At 53.8% G+C, this 20,230-nt stretch carries 14 protein-coding genes; 12 read left to right on the forward strand and 2 right to left on the reverse strand.

Going from position 1 to position 20,230, the window contains the following annotated elements:
* On the forward strand, positions 1-1,622 hold a 1,622-nt coding region (locus VMT71_06850; protein ID HVN23671.1), incomplete at its 5' end, for a hypothetical protein.
* Positions 1,619-2,641, forward strand: coding sequence for an SUMF1/EgtB/PvdO family nonheme iron enzyme (locus VMT71_06855; protein HVN23672.1), 1,023 nt, complete (start codon positions 1,619-1,621; stop codon positions 2,639-2,641). The genes VMT71_06850 and VMT71_06855, both read left to right, overlap by 4 nt.
* Positions 2,642-2,678: 37 nt before the next feature.
* On the opposite strand, the gene VMT71_06860 is transcribed toward VMT71_06855, so the two are convergent.
* A complete protein-coding gene (locus tag VMT71_06860; protein ID HVN23673.1) occupies positions 2,679-3,599 on the reverse strand; it encodes a hypothetical protein in 921 nt (306 codons plus the stop codon).
* A 219-nt stretch (positions 3,600-3,818) separates the two neighbouring features.
* Between VMT71_06860 and VMT71_06865 the strand changes: the two genes are divergently transcribed.
* The 10 genes from VMT71_06865 to VMT71_06910 all read left to right on the forward strand — a co-directional run bounded on the left by VMT71_06865 (position 3,819) and on the right by VMT71_06910 (position 17,965).
* Positions 3,819-4,319: a universal stress protein gene (locus VMT71_06865; GenBank protein HVN23674.1), complete on the forward strand. Its 501-nt coding sequence runs from the start codon at positions 3,819-3,821 to the stop codon at positions 4,317-4,319.
* A gap of 220 nt (positions 4,320-4,539) precedes the next feature.
* The gene (locus tag VMT71_06870; protein ID HVN23675.1) at positions 4,540-4,869 is read left to right on the forward strand and encodes a hypothetical protein; all 330 of its coding nucleotides are present in this window, start codon (positions 4,540-4,542) and stop codon (positions 4,867-4,869) included.
* 437 nt (positions 4,870-5,306) lie between these two features.
* Complete coding sequence (locus tag VMT71_06875) at positions 5,307-8,252, forward strand: DUF4175 family protein (protein ID HVN23676.1); 2,946 nt, start codon at positions 5,307-5,309, stop codon at positions 8,250-8,252.
* A complete protein-coding gene (locus tag VMT71_06880) occupies positions 8,249-10,027 on the forward strand; it encodes a tetratricopeptide repeat protein (protein HVN23677.1) in 1,779 nt (592 codons plus the stop codon). Before VMT71_06875 ends, VMT71_06880 begins: the two co-directional genes overlap by 4 nt.
* Positions 10,028-10,049: 22 nt before the next feature.
* Positions 10,050-11,063: a MoxR family ATPase gene (locus VMT71_06885; GenBank protein ID HVN23678.1), complete on the forward strand. Its 1,014-nt coding sequence runs from the start codon at positions 10,050-10,052 to the stop codon at positions 11,061-11,063.
* Complete coding sequence (locus VMT71_06890) at positions 11,060-11,962, forward strand: DUF58 domain-containing protein (GenBank protein ID HVN23679.1); 903 nt, start codon at positions 11,060-11,062, stop codon at positions 11,960-11,962. The genes VMT71_06885 and VMT71_06890 overlap by 4 nt, the downstream gene beginning before the upstream one ends.
* Before the next feature lie 10 nt (positions 11,963-11,972).
* Positions 11,973-14,003 carry a BatA and WFA domain-containing protein gene (locus VMT71_06895; protein ID HVN23680.1) on the forward strand — a complete coding sequence of 677 codons (2,031 nt, stop codon included), beginning with the start codon at positions 11,973-11,975 and terminating at the stop codon, positions 14,001-14,003.
* The gene (locus tag VMT71_06900) at positions 14,000-14,761 is read left to right on the forward strand and encodes a DUF4159 domain-containing protein (GenBank protein HVN23681.1); all 762 of its coding nucleotides are present in this window, start codon (positions 14,000-14,002) and stop codon (positions 14,759-14,761) included. Before VMT71_06895 ends, VMT71_06900 begins: the two co-directional genes overlap by 4 nt.
* Positions 14,758-16,953 carry a glutamine amidotransferase gene (locus VMT71_06905; GenBank protein ID HVN23682.1) on the forward strand — a complete coding sequence of 732 codons (2,196 nt, stop codon included), beginning with the start codon at positions 14,758-14,760 and terminating at the stop codon, positions 16,951-16,953. The genes VMT71_06900 and VMT71_06905 overlap by 4 nt, the downstream gene beginning before the upstream one ends.
* A gap of 193 nt (positions 16,954-17,146) precedes the next feature.
* The gene (locus tag VMT71_06910; protein ID HVN23683.1) at positions 17,147-17,965 is read left to right on the forward strand and encodes an MBL fold metallo-hydrolase; all 819 of its coding nucleotides are present in this window, start codon (positions 17,147-17,149) and stop codon (positions 17,963-17,965) included.
* 177 nt (positions 17,966-18,142) lie between these two features.
* Here the strand turns inward: VMT71_06910 and VMT71_06915 are convergent, their stop codons facing one another.
* Positions 18,143-19,780, reverse strand: a complete 1,638-nt coding sequence (locus VMT71_06915) for a glycosyltransferase family 39 protein (GenBank protein HVN23684.1) — start codon at positions 19,778-19,780, stop codon at positions 18,143-18,145.
* Positions 19,781-20,230 lie beyond the last annotated feature (450 nt).

The following is a 20,230-nucleotide window of genomic DNA, read 5'->3' on the forward strand; positions in this document are numbered from 1 at the left end:
CCGCTACCTCAATCGACTTCCAGGCTGCGCGTGGGCAGGGTCATGCCGCACTGATCAATCTGAACCCTTATATCAATTCGTGGTATGTGCTCCGGCTGAACCGTGGTGACGGCACACCGGTAGAGACCTACCACCTCGAAAATGCGCATCGCCGGACGGAGACACTTTTGCTTGAGGCGAGTAACCGAAGTGGCGTTGTGCTCGCTCACGGGAATGAACGCACGTCCTGTGACCTGTGGGGCAGCGACGGGCGTGGACACGTGGAGGATGGCAGAAAGTCAGGTGCTCCCCTTGCCCCTCTTTGCAATGGAAAGGTCTATGTGCGCAACCCCACGAAGGGGCACCAATCACCCGTAGAAGCGGTCACTGACTTTCTGCGGAAAGAAGTACCCGGCGGAGAGGAAGTCGTTTCTTTCGTGCGGGACACATTTTATGCCTATCTATACCAGAAGAAAGCAGAACAGAAAGTAGAGTCGAGACCGGCGGAGGAAGCGTATCAACCAAAAACAAGCGACGGACCGGTATCAGCCCTGGTAGATCCGGGCAAAACCAGTGAGACAGTGAAGGCAATCGACCTCGGGATCGAACTGGAGGGCTCGAGTTCCGACCGAATGGTCCAGGGAACGTGGTATGCTGCCAAGGAGAATCCCGGCATCTACGTAAGTGTGATCGTGCCGGGCTGGATTGCCCCTGAAATTCTGCGGAGCTACCCGCAAAGAGTCAACAGTCTCAACAATGTCGAATCGGGGCAGCTCGTCTATCTCATAGCGTTTGATCTGGGACGGTTCGACCTCCACTATACCCTCGGAACCGTACATCCGGAAGTAGGCTGGTCAGGTCACATCCTGAGCCAGATGAGAGACAGGTCGCTTCCCGGGCCCGATGGTATTGGAACAAGCGCACCATTGGTCAGAACGGGACTGATAAATCCGATGGACGCGGCCAGAACCGTCGCAGCGTTCACGGGCGGGTTTAAACGGTATCACGGGGCATTCAAATACGGACCGCTCGCCCTCAAGAACAAGGGAAGTCATTATGGCTTTCTCGAAGAAGGTGTGCTGTTCAGCACGCTTCAGCCTGAGCTCTCCACGATCTACGTGCTTGATGACGGGCGGACCGACATGAAGGCGTGGACCGAGAAAGATACTAACCTTCTTCCGAAGATCAGATATGCGCGCCAGAATGGCGTCCCCATTATAGGCGGGTTCGACGAGACCCGTCGAACGTCTGTGCCGGGTGAATTCGTCAACCGGTGGGGACCGGGGAACTGGTCGGGTTCCGCAGACGAAAAACTGCAGACCATGCGCGCAGGTGCAGCCTTGCAAGAGGCGGGCGGCAAGCGGTTCCTCATCTATGCCTTCTTCTGGAGTGCAACACCATCACTCATGGCCCGCGTTTTTCAGGCTTACCAGTGTCGGCATGCCATGCTCCTCGACATGAACGCGATCGTACACACGTATATCGCGATCTATAAAAGGCGTGACTCCAACCTGTACGTCCAGCACCTGATCCAAAGAATGAACGAGGCGGATGTGACGGTGAAAGGACGGTATGTTCCCCGTTTCCTGGGATTTCCGGACGACAGAGACTTCTTTTATCTTACGCGAAGGGAGACACCATGAAAACGCGCAGAATCTTCTCGACACGCGTAATGCTCCTTGTATCGCTGCTTCTTTTGATGCATGCCTCCGTAATTGCCGAGACCCTCATAGAACGTAACGAAGCACTCCTGGAACGGATACAGCGCGTGCACGGCTTGACTGATGCGCAAATCAACGCGGTCCGCATGATATTTCGCGAATCCGGATACATCGGTCAGGGCAATCCCGCAATTACGCAGCACCCGATGACCCCGACGGCCTGCCGGGATAAGCTCGCGAAGACAGGTACCCGGTACGAGAATGAGCAGTTTGAAAAGATCTGCAAGGCAAAGTATATGGCGCCCCTTTACAATCCGGCTGCCCAAAAAGCAGAAGATGCCCGGGCATGCATCGATCAGTTCGAGTTCCCTGATATTCCCTGCGAATACCCTGTTGTCTGGGTGCGGGCGCGTGAGGCTGCACTCATATGCAAGGCCATGGGAAAGCGTATCTGCGACGCTCACGAATGGGAGGGAGCCTGCGCGGGTGCGCTCTTGCCGCCCGATTATCGCTTCGATCTCGCAAAAGGCGTTACACCAAACGTTGCCGTGGCCCGGATGCGCTCAGCCCACAACGGGGAATATGAAGCGCACAAAGTGTGGGCTTACGGGGACCACTACGAAAAAGGTATATGCGCCTGTTCGAGCACTAAAACAGCGGGCTGTAGCGGAGGGAGCTGGACGGGATGCGGGTCAAATACGTTTCCTTCAGGGAGCTTTCCTGATTGCGTCAGCAAGCTCGGTGTCTACGATCAGCATGGAAACGCTGCCGAGCATATGAACCTGCCTCTTAACGAAAGCCAGATGGCAAGCAGAGGCAGCACTGAGCTGGGCTACACAGAGATGAAAGGGAGCTGGTTCATCTTTGATACCTACTATGCCCACCCCGATTGGTGCCGCTGGAGAGCGCCCTTCTGGCACGGGAGCAGGGTGATGGATCAGCATAGCCACGAGAACTATCACCTCGGTTTCCGCTGCTGCAAGACTGTAGAGGGAGAGTAGCTGTTCCGCCTGTACCCCGTTGAGAGCACTTTTGCCTTCAGTGGTGAGAGGAAACCTGTGCCGACGTGGTGGGTGCCTCACGCCGCGAGTCCATGAACTGCCGGGCACCAGGCATCGGACCTTCATCGCTCAATACGGACGCGAGCCTCGGGTCTTCCAGAACCTCAAGTACGGACCGGGGCTCATTGTCAACAAGAACCATGTCGCTTATGAGCCTGATCCCATGGCTGTAATCCGCATAGTTTGCTCCGTGGACCGTGCTAAGGGGCTGAATGGGAAGTCCCGAAGGACGGTGCCATCCATAGATGGCTATTTTCCCGTGGTTTCTGATCAAGCGGTTAGTGAGCACAAGATCCTTCTTGTGGCCTGAAACCAGGGCGCCGGGAGCGCAGGCTAAGGCCACAAGCTGCGCTCTGATCTTCTGGTTATGCTCCACGTAATAGGCAGTGGATCTCATGCGTGGACCCGCAGGCAGCGGTTGGGGCGTGCAACGGACGTCAGACTGCCCGTAAATGGCATCTACTATCTTCTTTGTCGGGAGAGTGAGGCCGAGTCTCACTGCAGTCTCAACGGCTGTGTAAAGATTCATCGGGGTAAGAAGGTAGTCCCTATCAGAACCAACGGACACGTAATCAGGCATCACAAAAACCGTCGCAGTCTTTGCTTTTCCTGATCCAGACCTGTCTGTGAGGCGAACAGGTTTCAGCCGTCTCAGGAACTCGGGAATGTTACCTTGAGTCAGCTGGCTCTCGATGGCGTGCTCTCGCGCGTCTCGGTCCATGCTGTCAACATAGGCGGCAAACTCCGACCCTGTCATTGCCCCATGCTGCCTTGGTGGGATTTTCTTGACCAGAGTGGCGCAAAAGGCCTGAACCTCGGCCAGTTCCCTACACATTGCAACGTGGGTCGACAGGCAAAGGGCAACGATCGATACCACGATTAGAGGTCTAATTCTCATTTTTCCTCCGGTGACACAACCCGTTTTTTAGCATAAACCATTTACATGAGTCAATTCTGGGACGCGCGTCTACCACATGCTGCGGGCTCCGTAGTCCATCTTTACGTTGGGAAGAAGCGTACTTATACTAGCGCTAGGTGAGGTTCCTATGGATATGGGGGTTGCATGTGCTGAGTTTGCGACCTCGCGCATTACTCACAAAACTTCGGAGGTGTTATCGTGCACGATATCAAGCGCATCTTCGTTGTGAGCAGTTGGACTAAAGATTGCAAAAAGGCACTCCACAACGGTATTTCCCTGGCTCGGACCTATCACGCAGAATTAAGTGTTCTCCACGTGATTCGCGACGCATTCGAACTGACCGGCGGTCTCTTTACCGGCTTCCTCGCCGATCTCAAGGAAGAGTACGAAAGCACAGCGAAAGAGGCAAAACGTGACTTAGATGCGATGATCGAGGCCGAACACACGCAAGGGATGACGATCAAAGAAACGATACTGCACGGAGAGCCAGCAGCCGAGATATTGAAAACAATCCAGAAAGGCAAAATCGACCTTGTGATCATGGCTCACCACCAGGAAGATCATCTCGAACATTATCTCTTTTGTCGCGATTACGAGAAAGTCATCAGAAAAATGCCCTGTTCCATCATGCTAGTGAAGAGCGAACCGTGGGAGGTTGACAAGAAGACATCAAGGAGAAGAGGAATTCAACGAGACTGAAGTGATGATCTGCATGCATCTTTCTCTTCTAGCCTGCTCTTTGTCTCGCTCCGGGCATAGATTCGCCTGGAAGATTTACGGGTCTCTTTCTACCAAACGTCTCAAATAGGCGTTCCGTGCGGGGTTGACTTTGATATGTCGGAGAATTATACAAACAAGAGAAGGAGTGTTACCTGGGTGATTTCAGAAGGCTCTTCAACTGAGGTCTTAGGGGGGACACATGATATGTAACAAGTGCGGATTCGGTCAGATGGTCGACGATAGCTGTTATGACGTCAAGGTATTGAAGTGCTGGGCCTGCGGCAACAGGCTGTATGTTGATCACCCGAAGCGCTGGGGTTTTCTCGTCTGCTCGCGGTGTGGAAATGACGTAGAGGAAGAGAACGAATTCGGCTATTGCAAGGATTGCCTGCGGCTCCTCGCTGTCCACGACAATAGAATGAAGGAACGCACCTACGGAAAGACAGTCTGTACGTGTGGTGCTGTCTTTACGAAGAAAAGCCCCACACAAACGTTCCACTCCAGGCATTGTCGAAGCCACAAGAGTTGAGTAAGATGATTTTCCTATCACTGCCTCATGTTTCGCGTCTGTTTCCATCCGGCCCTTCCAGACATACTCTTCACACAATCTGATGCTTCCGCCTATGATGTCTTCTCCTCTTGAAATCGCATGAACAAAGGCCCTATTTTATAAGATGAGAAACCACACCATATACGGACCGTGGGTATCCTTTATTCTGCTCTTGCTCTTTGTTCTCCTGGTAATAAGCGCCTGCGCGGTCAGTGATCATGCAAGAGTTCCCGTATGTACCCCCGGCCCTCCCGCCGGTGTCTGTGAAAAGCAACCGGGCGATGACCAGAGGCCTGCCTGGTTCTATATCAGCCCGCCGGGGACATAAAGATAGCGGCTATGACAGCCGCATCTATATGATGCGCAAAAAGCGTATGCTATAGTATGGCGTGCACGACAATGCGGCGGTGACAACCGTGACCCTGGATCGTGATTACAGCCGCCTTTCTCGCTTCCTCAAAAACATATCTCTGCGTCGCCGGCTCCTTATCTCTCTTGAGATCGTAATCTTGCTTGTTTCTGCAACTGTGTTGATTCTCCTGGGAAGTCTTTTTGTTCCGCGGTTCAAGGATGCGCTTCCCTACCTCCCGCTTATATATTCGCTAAGCTCACTTCTCTTTTTCGTTTCGCTCATTGCGCTGGGTGCGCGCCGCGTGTTCCCAGGACCGTCCATGGTCCGGATCGCACGAGGCATCGAGCAGAAATTCCCGAGTCTCAGAGACGATATAACCAATTCGCTTCTTCTCGGCAAGGAGATGAGAACAGGACAGGAAATCTCCGGGACATCATACAGGACATCGCACAGGACATCCAACGCGCTTGTCATTGCGCAGCTGAAAAAAACAGTGAAAAAGATCGAATCGATTGCTCCGGCCGACGTGGTCAACCTGAAGCATGCCTTTCGCCATCTCAGACTCCTCGCGCCCCTTACCGCAATTTTCTGTCTGGTTCTCGTCGCAGACCCTCATTTCCTTGGAAGGTCTCTGGCTCTCATCATTCATCCCCTTTCCGATCTTCCCCTGAAACAAACTTTCATCTCCCTCGAGTCGAACCCTCCAGTTGTCCTCCGCGGAAGTCCGGTTGATGTCAGAGCCACGGCCTCCGGCTACATGGCTGAAAAACTGACGCTGTCGGTGTGGCCTGAAGGAAGCGAGCCTCTCCGCTTCGTCATGGAAGCCGAAGGGCGCGGAAGGTTCAGTTACCACATCGCAGCTGCTCGGTCTTCCTTCCAGTTCCAGGCATCCAATGGCAATGCGTTCTCGCCTGTACGTAGTGTTCGTGTGGTTGATCCTCCCGATCTGAGCGGGCTCAAGCTCACCCTGCTTCCGCCAGGTTATGCTCATCTTCCTGCGGAAACGAAAGAGGGCGGACACGTAGAGGCCCTCAAGGGCACGCTGGTAACGCTTGTGGCGCATACAACCAGAGGCGTCAGGGAAGGACAGCTCATGCTCGACGAAGGCAGCCGCCATCCTCTCGAAGTAAATGACGGGCGTCTCACGGGGAGCTTGCTTGTGCTGGAGCCTGCCTATTATACGATCAGGCTGAGAGACGAATTCGGTTTTGAGAACGTCAATCCCCGGTCTTATCAGATCCGCGTGATACCCGATGCATACCCGGAGGCCGGGATTATAAGCCCTGTGAAGGACCTGGAGGTTGCCGGCGATGAGGTGATCCCTGTCGTCTACAAAGCCAGGGATGACTTCGGCGTGACCTCAGTCAGGCTCGAATTTCAGCTGAAAGGAGAAGAGCGTACCATCCATCTAAAGTCTTCAAGCGAGAGCCGCTCTGTAGGTCCTGAGACATACAAGTGGGATCTTTCCGTACTGGGACTGTTGCCGGGCGATACTGTTACCTACCGCATCGAGGTTGAGGACAATGATGCGGTGTCCGGACCCAAAAAAGCTTACTCCCGGCCATTAACGCTCTCGGTGCGAGACGAGAAGGCCAATGCGTCGCGAGAGGGCGAAGAGGCCAAGGCTCTCGCTGACGCGCTGCTCGACCTTCTGGCCAACCAGCTCGAAGGAAGGCGCGATGCAGCGGGATTGGCAAAGCAGATGGAAGAGATTCTGGCGCGTGTAGACAGGACACTGGAACAGACCGGCAACAAGGTGGAGCGTTTTGATCTGGATGCGCTGCGACGCAACCTTGCCTCGCTCAAGGATCGGGTAGGCCATGAACCTGAGGAGAAAGTGACACAGGAAATGGAGCGACTGGCTCTCCTGGCTGAAGATATCGCGAGAAGATCCCGGATGAGTGAGGTCGAGGCTATGGCGCGCGAGATAAAGAACAGACAGCGCCACCTCATCGATGCACTAAAGGAGTTCAAAGATCCCCCCAACAAGGAAGCGATGGAAAAGGTGATGAAGGAGCTCCAGAAGCTGGAGGAACTCCTTCGCTCGGTGATGGATGCTTTAAGCAAAATGGCAACGAACCTTCCTGACGAGTTCATAAACAGCCAGGAACTTGCAGGGCTGGAATTCCAGGACCTGTTCAAAGACCTGGACGAGATGTATCAAAAACTGATGGCAGGGGATGTCGCCTCTGCGTTGGAGGCAGCCCAGAGGCTGATGCAGCAGCTCTCTGAAATGATGGCAGCACTGGGGAGGGCCGGAACGAGGGCAGGAACCTCGCCGTTTGACAGGCTGCAGGCAGAGATGTCCCGCCAGTCGAGTGAGCTCGACAGAATTCTTGCTGAGCAAAAAGAGATCCTCAGGGAAACACAGCACATCGTCAGATCGGATGAAGGAAGTCGCGATGAAGAGGCAATCTCCGATCCCGATAACGCGGTACGCAAAGCTGAGCGTGAAAAGCTTCCCGGGCTCTCCGACCGCCAGGAGTACCTTAAGCGAAGAACGAAGGATTTCCTGGAAAAGATGGAGATGATGGCACAACTATTCCCAGGCATGGATACAGACGCTCTCAAGGATATAGAAGGAGCAACCGATGCGATGGGAGAGGCCGTCGGAAAGCTTAAGGACAGCGATGCGCCCGGCGCCGTACCCCCGGAAGAAGAAGCCATCAGGAGAATGTCCAAATCGCAGGAAGCCATGCAGCAGATGGCGCAGCAGATGGGCATGCGCATGCAGGCCGCACGATGGGGCTACCAGTTGGTGTACGATCCCAGGCCCGGATGGTATTACGGACCATGGATTCCCATGCCCACGCTTCCCCAGCCCGAACTCTATTTCCCGAGAGAAAAAGGCTACACAGGCCTTGACAAAGAAGAGTTCGAACCGCCTTCGAAGGATGCGTACCAGGTACCTAAAATGTTCCGGGAAAAGATTATGGAATCGCTGAAGGAAGATGTGCCGCAGCAGTATAAGAGGGATACGCAACGGTATCTCAGGGATCTCGCCGAATGAGTGAACTAGTCCAGGTTCATCGATATACCTTCGTTGCCCTCACAGGATGCTGCTCTATCGCTGCGTCGCTCTCGTCGACGTACCCCAAGGTACGCCTCCCTCAGCTCCTCGCTGCCGCCTCGGTCTATCTTCGAATCCCAACCAGTTCACTCAGTCAGAAGTTTCTCTCATGCGCACGCAACTCTCGCATCGGAACCTGCGCGCTGTTGATAGCGCTTACGCTTGTTGCTTCGGTGTTTCAATTAGCGGCGGCTGAGCAAGAGGGTGCGCCGCAGACCTCCTTAGCGCCCGAGCTGAAACCCATAGCAGAAGAACTTGAGAGGTGGGATGCAGAGGCAGCGTGGGCAGGTCTGAAACCCTTGATAGCGCAGCAGTCGACGAATGTGGAAGTCCTGCAGCTCGCCGCAGAGACCGCCTTCTTTCGTGGGGAATACGAGGATGCACTCAAGCTTGCGCGTTCTGCACTGCAGATTGCAGGGGAGGAGAGCAGGATAAAAGGTTTTGCGCTCCTCGTCGAGTCTACGCTCGGGATAATAAAATCATATAAACGATACGAAACAGCCCATTTCGTGATCAGCCTTGACGAGAAGCAGGACGGAATTCTCCTTCAGTACCTGACAGATACGCTGGAGAGAACCTACCAGCTCATCGGAGACCGTTATGGTTTTCGACCCCGGGAAAAGGTAAGGGTCGAGCTCTTCGCTGACACAAAGGCCTTCTACTACGCTTCCACTCTATCTGCACGTGATATCGAAGTGGCCGGAGCGGTCGGCCTGTGCAAGTTTAACAAACTGATGTTTCTTTCCCCGAGAGCGCTGGTCCATGGCTATCGTTGGCTGGACGCTATAAGCCACGAGTATATGCATTACATGATCACCAAGCTTACTGCAAACAAGGCGCCGATCTGGTTCCATGAAGGGTTGGCGGAGCACGAAGAAACACTCTGGAGAGACGAGCCTGCTCAGATTTCTTCTGTTCACCAGACACTGCTTGCGCGGGCGTTGGCGGACGGCAGGCTGATCAGCTTTGCACGAATGGATCCCGGTCTCGTAAAGCTCGAAACCCCCGAAGACGTGCAACTGGCCTACGCGGAGTCGGAATCTGCCATAGATTTTATCATCGAGAAGCACGGTCATGCGGCTCTCAAGGAAATCATGACAGAAATGACAAGGACCGACGAGAAGGGTACCGGCAGTGCGATCAAAAACGTCACCGGCTTGAATTTTGAAGAGTTTGAAGCAAAGTGGAAAGAGTTTCTGGCATCAAAGAAGTTTAAGGAAGTGGAAGGTATCGGGGTCCATCGTTACAGGCTCAAGGAGGGGCTAACGGATGACGATCGGATGGAAATGCGCGAGATAAAATCGATGATAGCGAGGAATCGGGCGCACCTGGGAGACCTGCTTCAGGAGAAGGGCAGACTGGATGCGGCTGTCGTTGAATACCGGCGGGCCTTGAAAGAGAGCCGAGACTCGGTACCGGTGCTGAATCGGCTGTCTGAGGCGCTCATCAAGATGGAGAAGCTCGATGACGCGCTGGAGCATCTCGGGCGTGCGAGGCAACTTGCCCCTGACCATCCCAACACGTACGCGAGCCTCGGCAAGATATACCTCAAGCGCAACAATGCAAAGAAAGCACAAGAGGCACTCGACAATGTGATCCAGATAAACCCGTTCATTCCTGATGCTCACAGGGATCTGGCGGTAGCATACGAGATGCTGGGTAGAAACGAATCTGCCCGGTCGGAGAGAGAAATCTTTGACAGGCTGAACAAATAGAAACCCGCGGAGGACAGGCTCGATGGAGATGGCGAAGGAACCGTTGGCATCAGAAGACGATATCGCGAAGGTCGAGGAGATGCGGGCAATCAAGTTGCGGATCACATCAGAGATCAGGAAAATGATCGTTGGTCAGGAAGAAGTCATCGAGGAGATACTGATCGCGCTCTTCTGCCGCGGCCATTCGCTTCTGGTAGGCGTGCCTGGTCTCGCAAAAACCCTCCTCATCTCCACGCTGGCCGGCATCATGGAGTTACAGTTCAACCGTGTTCAGTTCACTCCCGACCTGATGCCTTCGGACATCACCGGTACGGACATACTGGAAGAGGAAGCCGTGAGCAAGAGACGTTCCTTCCGGTTCCTTAAAGGACCGCTCTTCACCAATATCCTGCTTGCAGACGAAATAAACAGAACACCCCCAAAGACACAGGCTGCCTTGCTCCAGGCCATGCAGGAGTATAAGGTCACGGCCGGGGGCGTCACGTATCCCCTTGAGCCACCCTTCTTTGTTCTGGCTACACAGAACCCTATAGAACAGGAGGGCACGTATCCTCTGCCTGAGGCGCAACTAGACCGCTTCATGTTCAACATCAGCATCGATTACCCACCACTGGATCAGGAGATGGAGATCGTGGCTGCGACCACTTCTTCCTACCTGCCGGTACTGGAGAAGGTGATCAACGGGCAAAAGATAATTGAAATGCAGGAACTGGTCCGGCGGGTACCTGTTTCAACGCATGTGATCCGGTATGCCGTAATGCTGGCAAGAGCTTCCCGCCCCGGGGAGCGGGACAGCCTTTCGTTTGTTAAAGAGTGGGTAGAATGGGGCGCGGGTCCAAGGGCATCCCAATATCTGATCCTTGCAGCAAAGGCACGCGCAATCATGAATGACGGCTACGTCGCTTCTGCGGAGGACGTCAGAGCTGTCGCGCCTTCCATATTGAGACACAGGATCATAACGAATTTCAGAGCACAGGCAGAAGGCATCACGTCTCTGCGGGTCGTAGAGCGCCTCCTGGAAGAGGTCAGGCCTTGAATCAGCCGTCGAGCCATTTCGATCCCAAGGTCTTATCCACCCTCAAACATCTCTTTCTCCGGGCACGCTTTGTCGTCGACGGCCTGATGGTAGGGGTGCATCCCTCCAGGGCCAAGGGCTTCAGTTCTGAATTCGAAGGGCACAGGGAGTACGCCCAGGGCGAGGACGTGCGCCACATAGACTGGAAAGCCTATGGTAAGTTTGACCGGTACTTCATCAAGGAGTACCGGGAGACGACCAACGTACGGGCCACTATCGTGGTCGACGCGAGCGCCTCCATGGGATACGCATCTAACGGCTGGAGCAAGTTCGAGTACGGCTCCACCCTTGCGGCATCTCTCGCCTATCTTATGCTCAAACAACAGGATGCGGTAGGGCTCGTGACGTTCTCGGACAAGGCTGACATTGTGTTGCCGCCGAAGGCGACGCAGAACCATCTGTTTGCCATCCTTCAGGCCCTGGAAAGAAAACGTCCGTCCGGAGAGACTGCCGCAGGACCCGTGCTGCAGGACCTCGCCGCATCCCTTTCACGCAAGGGCCTCGTCATACTCATCTCCGATCTGCTGGGCGATAGCGAGGGTGTAGTGCGGGGGCTGAAGCAGTTGCGCTCCAGAGAACACGACGTCATGGTCTTCCACGTACTCGACAGAGACGAGCTGGAATTTCGTTTTGAACAACCGACCATATTCAAAGACCTGGAAGAGGACATAAGACTCCTCGTGGATCCCCATGAGATCAGGTCTGCGTACCTGAAGGCGCTGCAGGCTCTCATAGCCGTCTACAAAGAAGCGTGTGCTGCAAATCTGATCGACTATACCCTGTTCAATACCACCGTTGGCCTTGACCGGGCGCTTGTCAGCTATCTCGCCTGGAGGACCCGGTTCAGGTTCGGCGCGTGAAGGCGCTGGTATGAGTCTTGCCTTTCTCAATCCTCTGCTGCTCTTCGGGCTTGCAGCGGTCATTCTGCCCGTGCTCATACACCGGCTGACACGCCGCAAGGCCCTGCGCAGGAATTTTTCCGCTGTGCGCCTTCTTCTCCATTCCCGAAATCTCATAGCTAGACCCCAGCGACTGAAACATCTCCTGTTGCTCGCACTCAGAATCACGGCAGTGGCATCATTGGTTCTCATGGCGGCGAGGCCAATGCTCGTGCGTCCCGGCATCCTTGCCGTAAGCGAAGAAGGAACCAGAGTGCTTATCCTCGATAACTCTGCAAGCATGGGCTACAGTGACTCTGACGGGCAGCGTTACCAACGGGCCAAAGAAGCAGCTCAGGCGATTATCAAGAATCTTCGGCCCACTTCCAACATATTCATCATGCCTACGGTGATACCCAGCCAGAGACTCGGTAATGCACCTGATACCAAGTTGCATTCAGGCGGAGACCAAGGCGGCAGCGAGGAGCCGACGCAGGCGTACTCAGAAGTACGTCGAGAAGAGCGACGCAGCGATAGCGCAGCATCCTGTAAGGGCAACGAAGGTATACGCATGAAGGCAGCTTGGTATGGGTGGATGACAAAGGAGGCGGCTGCACAGTATGTGGCCTCGCTACCGCTCTCATCCGCAAAAGGCGAACCGGGAAGCGCTCTGTCAGGTGCTCTTCAGAAGCTAAAAAGAGTCAGAGGCAGTAAAGAGATCATTATCATAAGCGACACGGCAAAGAGCGACTGGCAAAGATTCAATCTCGCCGGGATCGGTACAATCCCTGCCGATGTGCACCTCACCTTTCTGAGGGTCGGCGGAAAAGCGCGAGATGGCAACGTTGCTGTTAAAGAGGTCCGGCTGAAGGAAGGGGACCTCGTCGCAGGAACTCCAATACGCCTTGAAGCCATCATAGCCAATCTGTCCGATCAGCCTACATCCACCGTGGTCCAGCTCACCATGGGAAACACCAGGATCGGCCAGACTGTTCTGCAGTTCACAGGCAAGGAGGAGCGCAGCGCATACTATGACGTTCGTCTCGATCGGCCGGGCTCACTGCAAGGACAGGTGAGACTCTCTCCTGATAAGTTGCCTTCTGATGATCACGTTGATTTTGCCTTGAATGTTCGCGAGAAGATCAAGGTACTCGTCGTGGATGGCGATCCGAGGGGTTCGATGAGAAACAGTGAGAGCTATTATGTCAGCCTGGCGCTGCAGCCTCGAAACGCCGAGCTTTCTCCCTTTCAGCCAAGGGTTGTTTCTGAAAAGGAATATGGCGACATCGATCCAAAAACTTACGAAGCATTGTTCCTGCTTAATGTGGCGAAGCCACAGCCGTCAAGAATGGCAGCGCTTGCGGAACAGGGGAAGCACGTATTTATCTTCCTCGGCGATCGGGTACTGCCGGAAGCGTATAACAGCCTGCCGCTTTTCCCGTGGAGGCTGGGGGAGATACGGGAAACGGATGCTCAGCGGCCTCAACACGTAACGAGGATTGATGACAACGATGAAGCCCTGGGGCAGTTTTCGCAAGGGGGGAAACAAAGTCTCGAAGGCGCAGCGATTCGCAAATATTTCAAGATCGTTGCAGCGCCGGCAAAGGGTCTGCTGACGCTGGAGAATCAGGATTCACTATTACTCAAGTCTTCTTTCGGAAAGGGAAAAATATTCTTGTACGCCTCAAGTGCCGATGCCGACTGGAACGACCTTCCCCTGAAAGCAGCCTACGTGTCTTTGATCCAGGGGTTGGTCAAGGAAGCTGCGGGATTGACCAGGAATGGCCATCCGGCATATACGTCAGTCGGCGAGCCTGCTATACCCTCTGAAGAATCAGACCTGGTAAAACTCTCCGACGACGATGTCCGTACGCAGTTCCCCGGCATGCAGGTGCAGCTGAAAGAATACAGTAAAGGGCCTTCGGACCGGCTTGGTGCAGGCAGCCGGGAACTCTGGGTCTATCTCCTCGGCTTTCTGATGCTTGCAATTGCTATCGAAACAGGGCTGGCGAACAGATTATGATCTCCAGGCGAACATTGCTGCGTATGGGGCTCGTCTGTCTCGGAGGATTCTTCTCCGGGTCTCCAGGTCGGGCCCTGGCAGGCGCATTTCCTCAGTTTTATATCGCACAGGTGAGATACCGTGGTGGTCAATGGGACCCCAATCCTCAGTTTACCGACGCAATCACCAACGAATTGGAGCTTCGGACAAGCATCGATGCCTCCAGAGAGCGGCGTACCGTGTCGCTCGCCGATCCGGAACTCTTCTCCTGTCCATTCCTGTACATGGCTGGAAAATATGAGTTTGACCCCTGGACGGCGAAGGAGCGCGAAATCCTGAGAAGATATTTAACGTTCGGCGGCTTCCTTCTGGCCGAGGATGTCATGGGCGTCAAGGGCTTCGGGTTCGATGCAGCCTTCCGGCGGGAGATGCGGCAGGTCTTTCCCGGGCGTGAACTGCAAAAACTGCCCCCTGACCATTCGGTGTTCCAGAGCTTCTATCTCGTCAACATCATCGGCGGACGCCAGAAGATAAACGCCTATTTGGAAGGCATCGTCATAGATAACTGGACACCGGTTATCTATTCTCAGAACGACCTGGCAGGCGCCTGGTCCAGAGATAGATCCGGTAAGTGGCTCAATGAATGCGTGCCGGGTGGAGAAGCGCAGAGGCTGGCTGCTTTCAAGACGGGCGTCAACATCATTGTCTACTCCCTCACCTCTGATTACAAAAAGGACCTGGTGCATCACCCTTTTATAAAGAGGCGCCAAAACCTTTGAATCTTCATCTGACCACGTCTTCACTCGCCCGCTTGAGCGCAGCACCCATTCTCCCGTTATGGATTCTTGCGCTGTTGCTCGCAGCAGGCGTGGCTGCAGCAATCCTGCAGTACCGTTCCATCCGCGGAAGGCTGGGGGAGAGAAAAGCGATTGTCCTGTCGCTGATGCGCCTCTCCCTCTTTTGCATGCTTCTCCTCTTTATGCTGAACATTTCAGTGACAACCAGGAAAGAACACGCAACAGTACCCTCCATTGTCATCCTCCTCGATACATCCCCGAGCATGAACCTGCCCGGAAGTAAAGACGGGACGCGACTCGACGAGGCAAAACAGGTGCTGCTCAAGCGTTTACTCGCCTCCCTGACGCAAACCTATGATATCAGGCTCTATGGATTGGGCGATACACTGAGAGAATTGGGCAAAGAAGAAGTGCCCACGCTGAAGCCTGAAAACAAGCGAGTCAACGTCATTGAGGCCCTGAAGAAGCTCGAAGGGAGAGCCTCTTTGGCCGTGCTGCTGAGTGACGGAACGGTCAAACCGCCTGATTCCTCCGGAAGCCTTTCAAACGGATCTCTTTCAAAGAGCCTCCCTGTCCTGACCATCCCCGCGGGAGACCCCGCTGCTTACAGGGACATACTCGTCAGCGCAGCAAAGGCACCCACCGTTGCCTTCATGGGCAGGGAGGTGACCATTGACGCCACGATAGCCAATCGAGGCTATGCGAACGTGACGATCCCAGTGCTTCTGAAGGACGGGGCGAGGCTTGTAACAGCGAAGAGTGTGCATTTCACAAAGAGCGGTGAGAGTCTTTCCGTTTCATTCTCGTTTACGCCCGGCGAAACAGGCAACCACATGATGTCGGTGTCAACGCCGCTGCAGGCGGATGAAAGCATTACGAGTAACAACATCGCCAACCTCTCCATGAAAGTCCTCAGGGACAAGACAAGAATACTCTTCGTGTCCGGCACTCCCAGTCCAAACTATCGCTTCATGAGAATGGCATTAAAAAACGATCCTTCAGTGGATCTGCTCTCGTTCGTCATTTTGAGAACGCCCTCCAATGTGATCAACGTTCCTCTCCAGGAGCAGAGCTTGATACCTTTCCCGGTCGATACCCTTTTTTCCGAAGAGCTCAAGGGTTTCGACCTTCTCATCTTTGACAATCTTCCGCTCCATGTGTATCTGAACCAGAATCATCTCGAATCGATCAAGGATTTCGTGGGATCGGGAGGAGCGTTCGCCCTGATTGGCGGGCCCAACATGTCAGACGGGGGGCGGATTGCCTCAACCCCGCTGAACGAAATCCTTCCCGTTGCATTTGCAAAGGAACCGGATTACTCCCGCAGCGCTCGTTCGGTGCGTGTGACCACTGCCGGTTCGGTCCACCCTGTTACACGCCTGTCAGTTGACAAAGCGCTTAACCTGAGGCTCTGGAGTGAGATGCCTCCGTTGGACGGCGTCAACGATTTGAACGTTAGACGCTCAGGCATGGCGCTTCTCGAAAGCACCTCCTCGCCTCCACACCCTGTCCTCACGGTGGGAAGCTACGGCAAAGGGCGTGTCATGGCGCTGGCCACCGACTTCTCGTGGAAGTGGGGTACGGGAATGGTGGCGCAGGGAGGAGACAATTCAGCATACCTCCGCTTCATAGAAAGAGCCGTGCGCTGGCTCACGAAAGACCCGGCTCTCAATCCTATTACCATGACGCTTCCTGAGCGGCCGGAGGAAGGTGAGGACGCGGAGATCAAAGTTAAGATTGCAGAAGATGAAAGGCTCACGTTTTCTGTGTTCGGTCCTGAAGGAATAAAGCTGCCATCACAGGTCAAATCGGGAGGTGCACCGGGTGAGTACATCGGTTCCTTCCGGCCCGAAAGAAAAGGAACATACAGACTGAGAGCAGAGACAGGGACTGGCTCGCTGGAGGAGCTACTGGTGGCCGGAGGACAGATGGAGAAACTCGACGGAGCACCCGACCATGAGTTCCTGAGTTCGATCAGCGCCGCAACAGGCGGAAAGGTCGTAAGAGCGGAAGACGATCTCGTGTCAGAAATGCGACCCTATATGGAAAAGGCAAAGAAAAGGTATGTAGAGGAGAAAGAGGTGCCGCTATGGAGCCTGCCTTACGCGGTGGCTTTCGTAGTCGCCTGGCTGACAGCCGAATGGTTCTTGCGGCGTCGATGGGGCCTCGCATGAAGAAAGCGTGCTCGAAATTCCAAATTCCAAATACCAAATCCCAAACAATCTCAAATTGCCGAACATCAAATGTTCTAGAACTGCACTGTCGATCAAGCCGAATGGTTGTTTGTTGCTTTTGATTATTTGAAAATCGGAATTTGTTTGAGATTTGGGATTTAGATATTGGAATTTGAAGGCCCGGGAGGTGCTCATGAGGATTAAACGTGTTCTACCCCTCATACTGTATATGATGGCCGCCATAAGCCTTCTCTCCGGGCCGGCTTCTGCCGGCTGCCGTAATCCCAACGTTGCCGAAGGCGACGGGACGTCCGCATTTATCACACCTGTTTCGGCCCTCGGGCCCATCGAAATAAAATGGTTCGGCCATTCTTTCTTCCAGATCACCACCAGCAGCGGCACCAGAATCATCACAGACCCTTTCGGCGCCATGGGTTTTCCAATGCCTGAAGTGTGGCCCCACGTGGTTACCGTGGGCAGAGAACACGGAAATCACAACAATGTCGGCCTCGCAAAAGGGAACCCTCTCGTGCTGCGAGGCTTGAAGGAAGGCGGCTCAGATTGGAATCAGGTAAATACCACATTTCGTGATGTACTCATTTACAATGTGCCTGTTCATCAACGGGGAGTGCCTGAATATTGGGGCTTGAGGGGCTCGGCGTTTGTTTTTGAGGTGGACGGCCTCTGCATTCTTCACTCCGGCGACGTAAGCGAGCCCTTTAACGAGGATCAGCTTCAGCTTATCGGTCACATTGATGTTCTGTTACAGACCATAGGCGGCATATACACTGCCGGTCCGGAAGGGGCAAAGAAAATAATCGAACAACTCGATCCCAAGATCGTCATACCGATGCATTACTGGCCGAGTATGGGAAACGTTCTGGAACGGTTCACCTCAGGACCGTACAAAGCGCGTTTTCTCGAAACAAACACGTTCGCAGTCAGTAAGGACACACTGCCCGCCGAAACCGAGATCATCGTGTTGAAGGTTTTGAGAAACGGCGACTTATAGAATAGGTAAAGACAACAGCAGGAAAAAAATAATGAAGGTTAAGGTTAAGAAAAAGGACGAGGACCTTTGTTTGTCGAGCCCAACCTGAGCCGCTCCATTCTTCTTAATCTTAGCCTCGGTCTTTTCCTCTACCTTCTTTATCCCTTACCTTTGCCTGTTTCATCTCTTTCCTGTTCTTCACCTGCCGTTTGAGATGAGACATCTGCCGCTCTGACAAGCGAGAACCTTCACATTCTCGATCCCCAGATCGCGTAAGCGGCTGAGCCTTGTCGCTTTCAATACACAGAGCACCTTTCGGTCCGACCTGAAGAGATTCACAAACTCTTCGATGCTGAGAAAAGTATCTTTCGTATCCTCATACGCCGAGCCCATTTCAAGCTCACCTTTATATCCCGCTATGTAGATTTTCTGGCGCGTGTAAAAGGGGAGTGTTTCGTCAAATGATGCAAAATTGACAACCTCCAGGGTGCCCCCGCTTTTCTCCCGGTTAATGACTGCTGCCAGTTCCTTTGTAGTATTGACTTTGTCAATGAGCCCTGTGTGCATCATCATCAGGACGATAACAGCAAGAGAGAAGCAGCTGAGGATGAGAAAGAGTGGCCTGGGAGCCCTCATTTTTCGCAGGCACAGGAGCACGATCGGCACCACGGAGAAGCAGACAACCGCTATTGAGAAGCCCTTGAGCCCTTTCACGAGCTCAAGCATTTCAGGCTGCATGCGAAGAAAGGAGTCCACTGCGCCCGCAGCCACTGCGAATCCCGCCAGGCCGAACAAACCAAAGAGAATCTGGTAGATGAAGATCTCCCCGCGTCCACTGACCCTATTTCCGCCCTCATCGCCAAAGAGCCATCCCAGCAGAAGTGCAAGTGCCGGAAAGGCGGGCAGGATATAAGGCGGCAGTTTTGATCCGGACAGGCTGAAAAAAAGAAAAACGACAAAGAACCAGATAAGGAAAAGGCGTAGCTCTTTCTTCCGCCACGAGGCTGCCACAGCTCTTGGTATGAAGATGGACCATGGAAAGAGCCCGCCGAAGAGCACCGGCAAAAAATAGTAGATCGGACCGCTTCTGTGATGTTTTTGTGTAAGGAATCGCAAGAAATTCTGATCCATGAAGAAGAACCAGAGAAACTCTTTCTCTCTGAGAGCGATGGCAACAAACCACGGAGCCGTGATAGCAATATAAAGAAGCAGGCCCTTTATGTTAAGCAGCATCCGCAGAAAAAGGATCTTTCGTTCCATGATGAGATACAAGAGCAGGGTCACTCCAACCAGCAGGGGTGCAACAGGTCCTTTCGCCAGCGTGGCCAAAGCGAGACACGCATAGAACCCATACATTGCTGCCCGTCTCTTCTCGCGGTAGAAATCATAGAAAAAGATTAGCGAAAGGAAGAGCATGCACGAAAGCAGCATATCAATGGTGAGCGTGCGAGCCATGGTAAAAAAACCAAAAGACGTAACGAGCATGACAGCCGACAAGAGACCTATTTCCGGGGTGAACCACCGGGCCACAGCTGCGTACAGGAAAAGAGCCGTCACCAACGCAGCCAGGGCGTCAGGCAGCCGTGTGGTGTACTCACTGAAGCCGAATATTTTAAATGACAAAGCCGTTGTCCAGTAGAGCAGAGGAGGCTTTTCGAAGTAGCGCACGTAGTCGAGGTGGGGCACGATGTAGTCCCCGGTCTCGACCATTTCCCTCGGTATCTCGGCATACCGTCCCTCGTCAGGCTCTTTGAGAGAATAGCTCCCCAGACCGTGAAAAAAGAAGACATAAGAGAGCAGCACAATCAGAACTATATGGAGTCTCTTTTTCGACATTAGCGCCCTGCCGTTTCTTACTCGTTGCTATCAACTCGAAACCGAACGCTGCATCCCGCGCTCTTTCCGTAGATACTACCACATCGCAGTAACCCCTTACCACGCTGAGGCCGGCAAAAAACGAGAGCAAGAATACTTCAAGGAAAGGCCAAGGTTAAGAAAAGCTAAGGACTGCTATGCATGACCTAGTCTGGATATTTACAGATGCTAAATTCGACCTGCTGGGGCCAGTTTGGATTCAAAAATAGAGCAAGGCGCCCAGGAGGATAGCGACGGAGGCGTACTGAAGTACGTGGGAGTCGTGCCTCCGCAGGCAACGAAGCTATATGAATGAATCCAAACTGGCCCTAGAAGGTTATCTTGAAGACGGTACCTTTGTCCCTGATAAGCTCCAGCCTGCCCTCCATCTGCATGGCAAGGGCTGATACCAGCTGAAGCCCAAGGGTTTCT

The organism is Syntrophorhabdales bacterium (genome assembly GCA_035541455.1).
Classification (GTDB): Bacteria; Desulfobacterota; Syntrophorhabdia; order Syntrophorhabdales; family WCHB1-27; genus JADGQN01.

Bases quoted from the DNA above. Each gene is read 5' to 3' on its own strand.
- VMT71_06880 (HVN23677.1), top strand. From the start codon at position 8,249: ATGAGTGAACTAGTCCAGGTTCATCGATATACCTTCGTTGCCCTCACA.
- VMT71_06885 (HVN23678.1), top strand. From the start codon at position 10,050: ATGGAGATGGCGAAGGAACCGTTGGCATCAGAAGACGATATCGCGAAG.
- VMT71_06855 (HVN23672.1), top strand. From the start codon at position 1,619: ATGAAAACGCGCAGAATCTTCTCGACACGCGTAATGCTCCTTGTATCG.
- VMT71_06860 (HVN23673.1), bottom strand. From the start codon at position 3,599: ATGAGAATTAGACCTCTAATCGTGGTATCGATCGTTGCCCTTTGCCTG.
- VMT71_06900 (HVN23681.1), top strand. From the start codon at position 14,000: ATGATCTCCAGGCGAACATTGCTGCGTATGGGGCTCGTCTGTCTCGGA.
- VMT71_06895 (HVN23680.1), top strand. From the start codon at position 11,973: ATGAGTCTTGCCTTTCTCAATCCTCTGCTGCTCTTCGGGCTTGCAGCG.
- VMT71_06870 (HVN23675.1), top strand. From the start codon at position 4,540: ATGATATGTAACAAGTGCGGATTCGGTCAGATGGTCGACGATAGCTGT.
- VMT71_06915 (HVN23684.1), bottom strand. From the start codon at position 19,780: ATGTCGAAAAAGAGACTCCATATAGTTCTGATTGTGCTGCTCTCTTAT.
- VMT71_06910 (HVN23683.1), top strand. From the start codon at position 17,147: ATGAGGATTAAACGTGTTCTACCCCTCATACTGTATATGATGGCCGCC.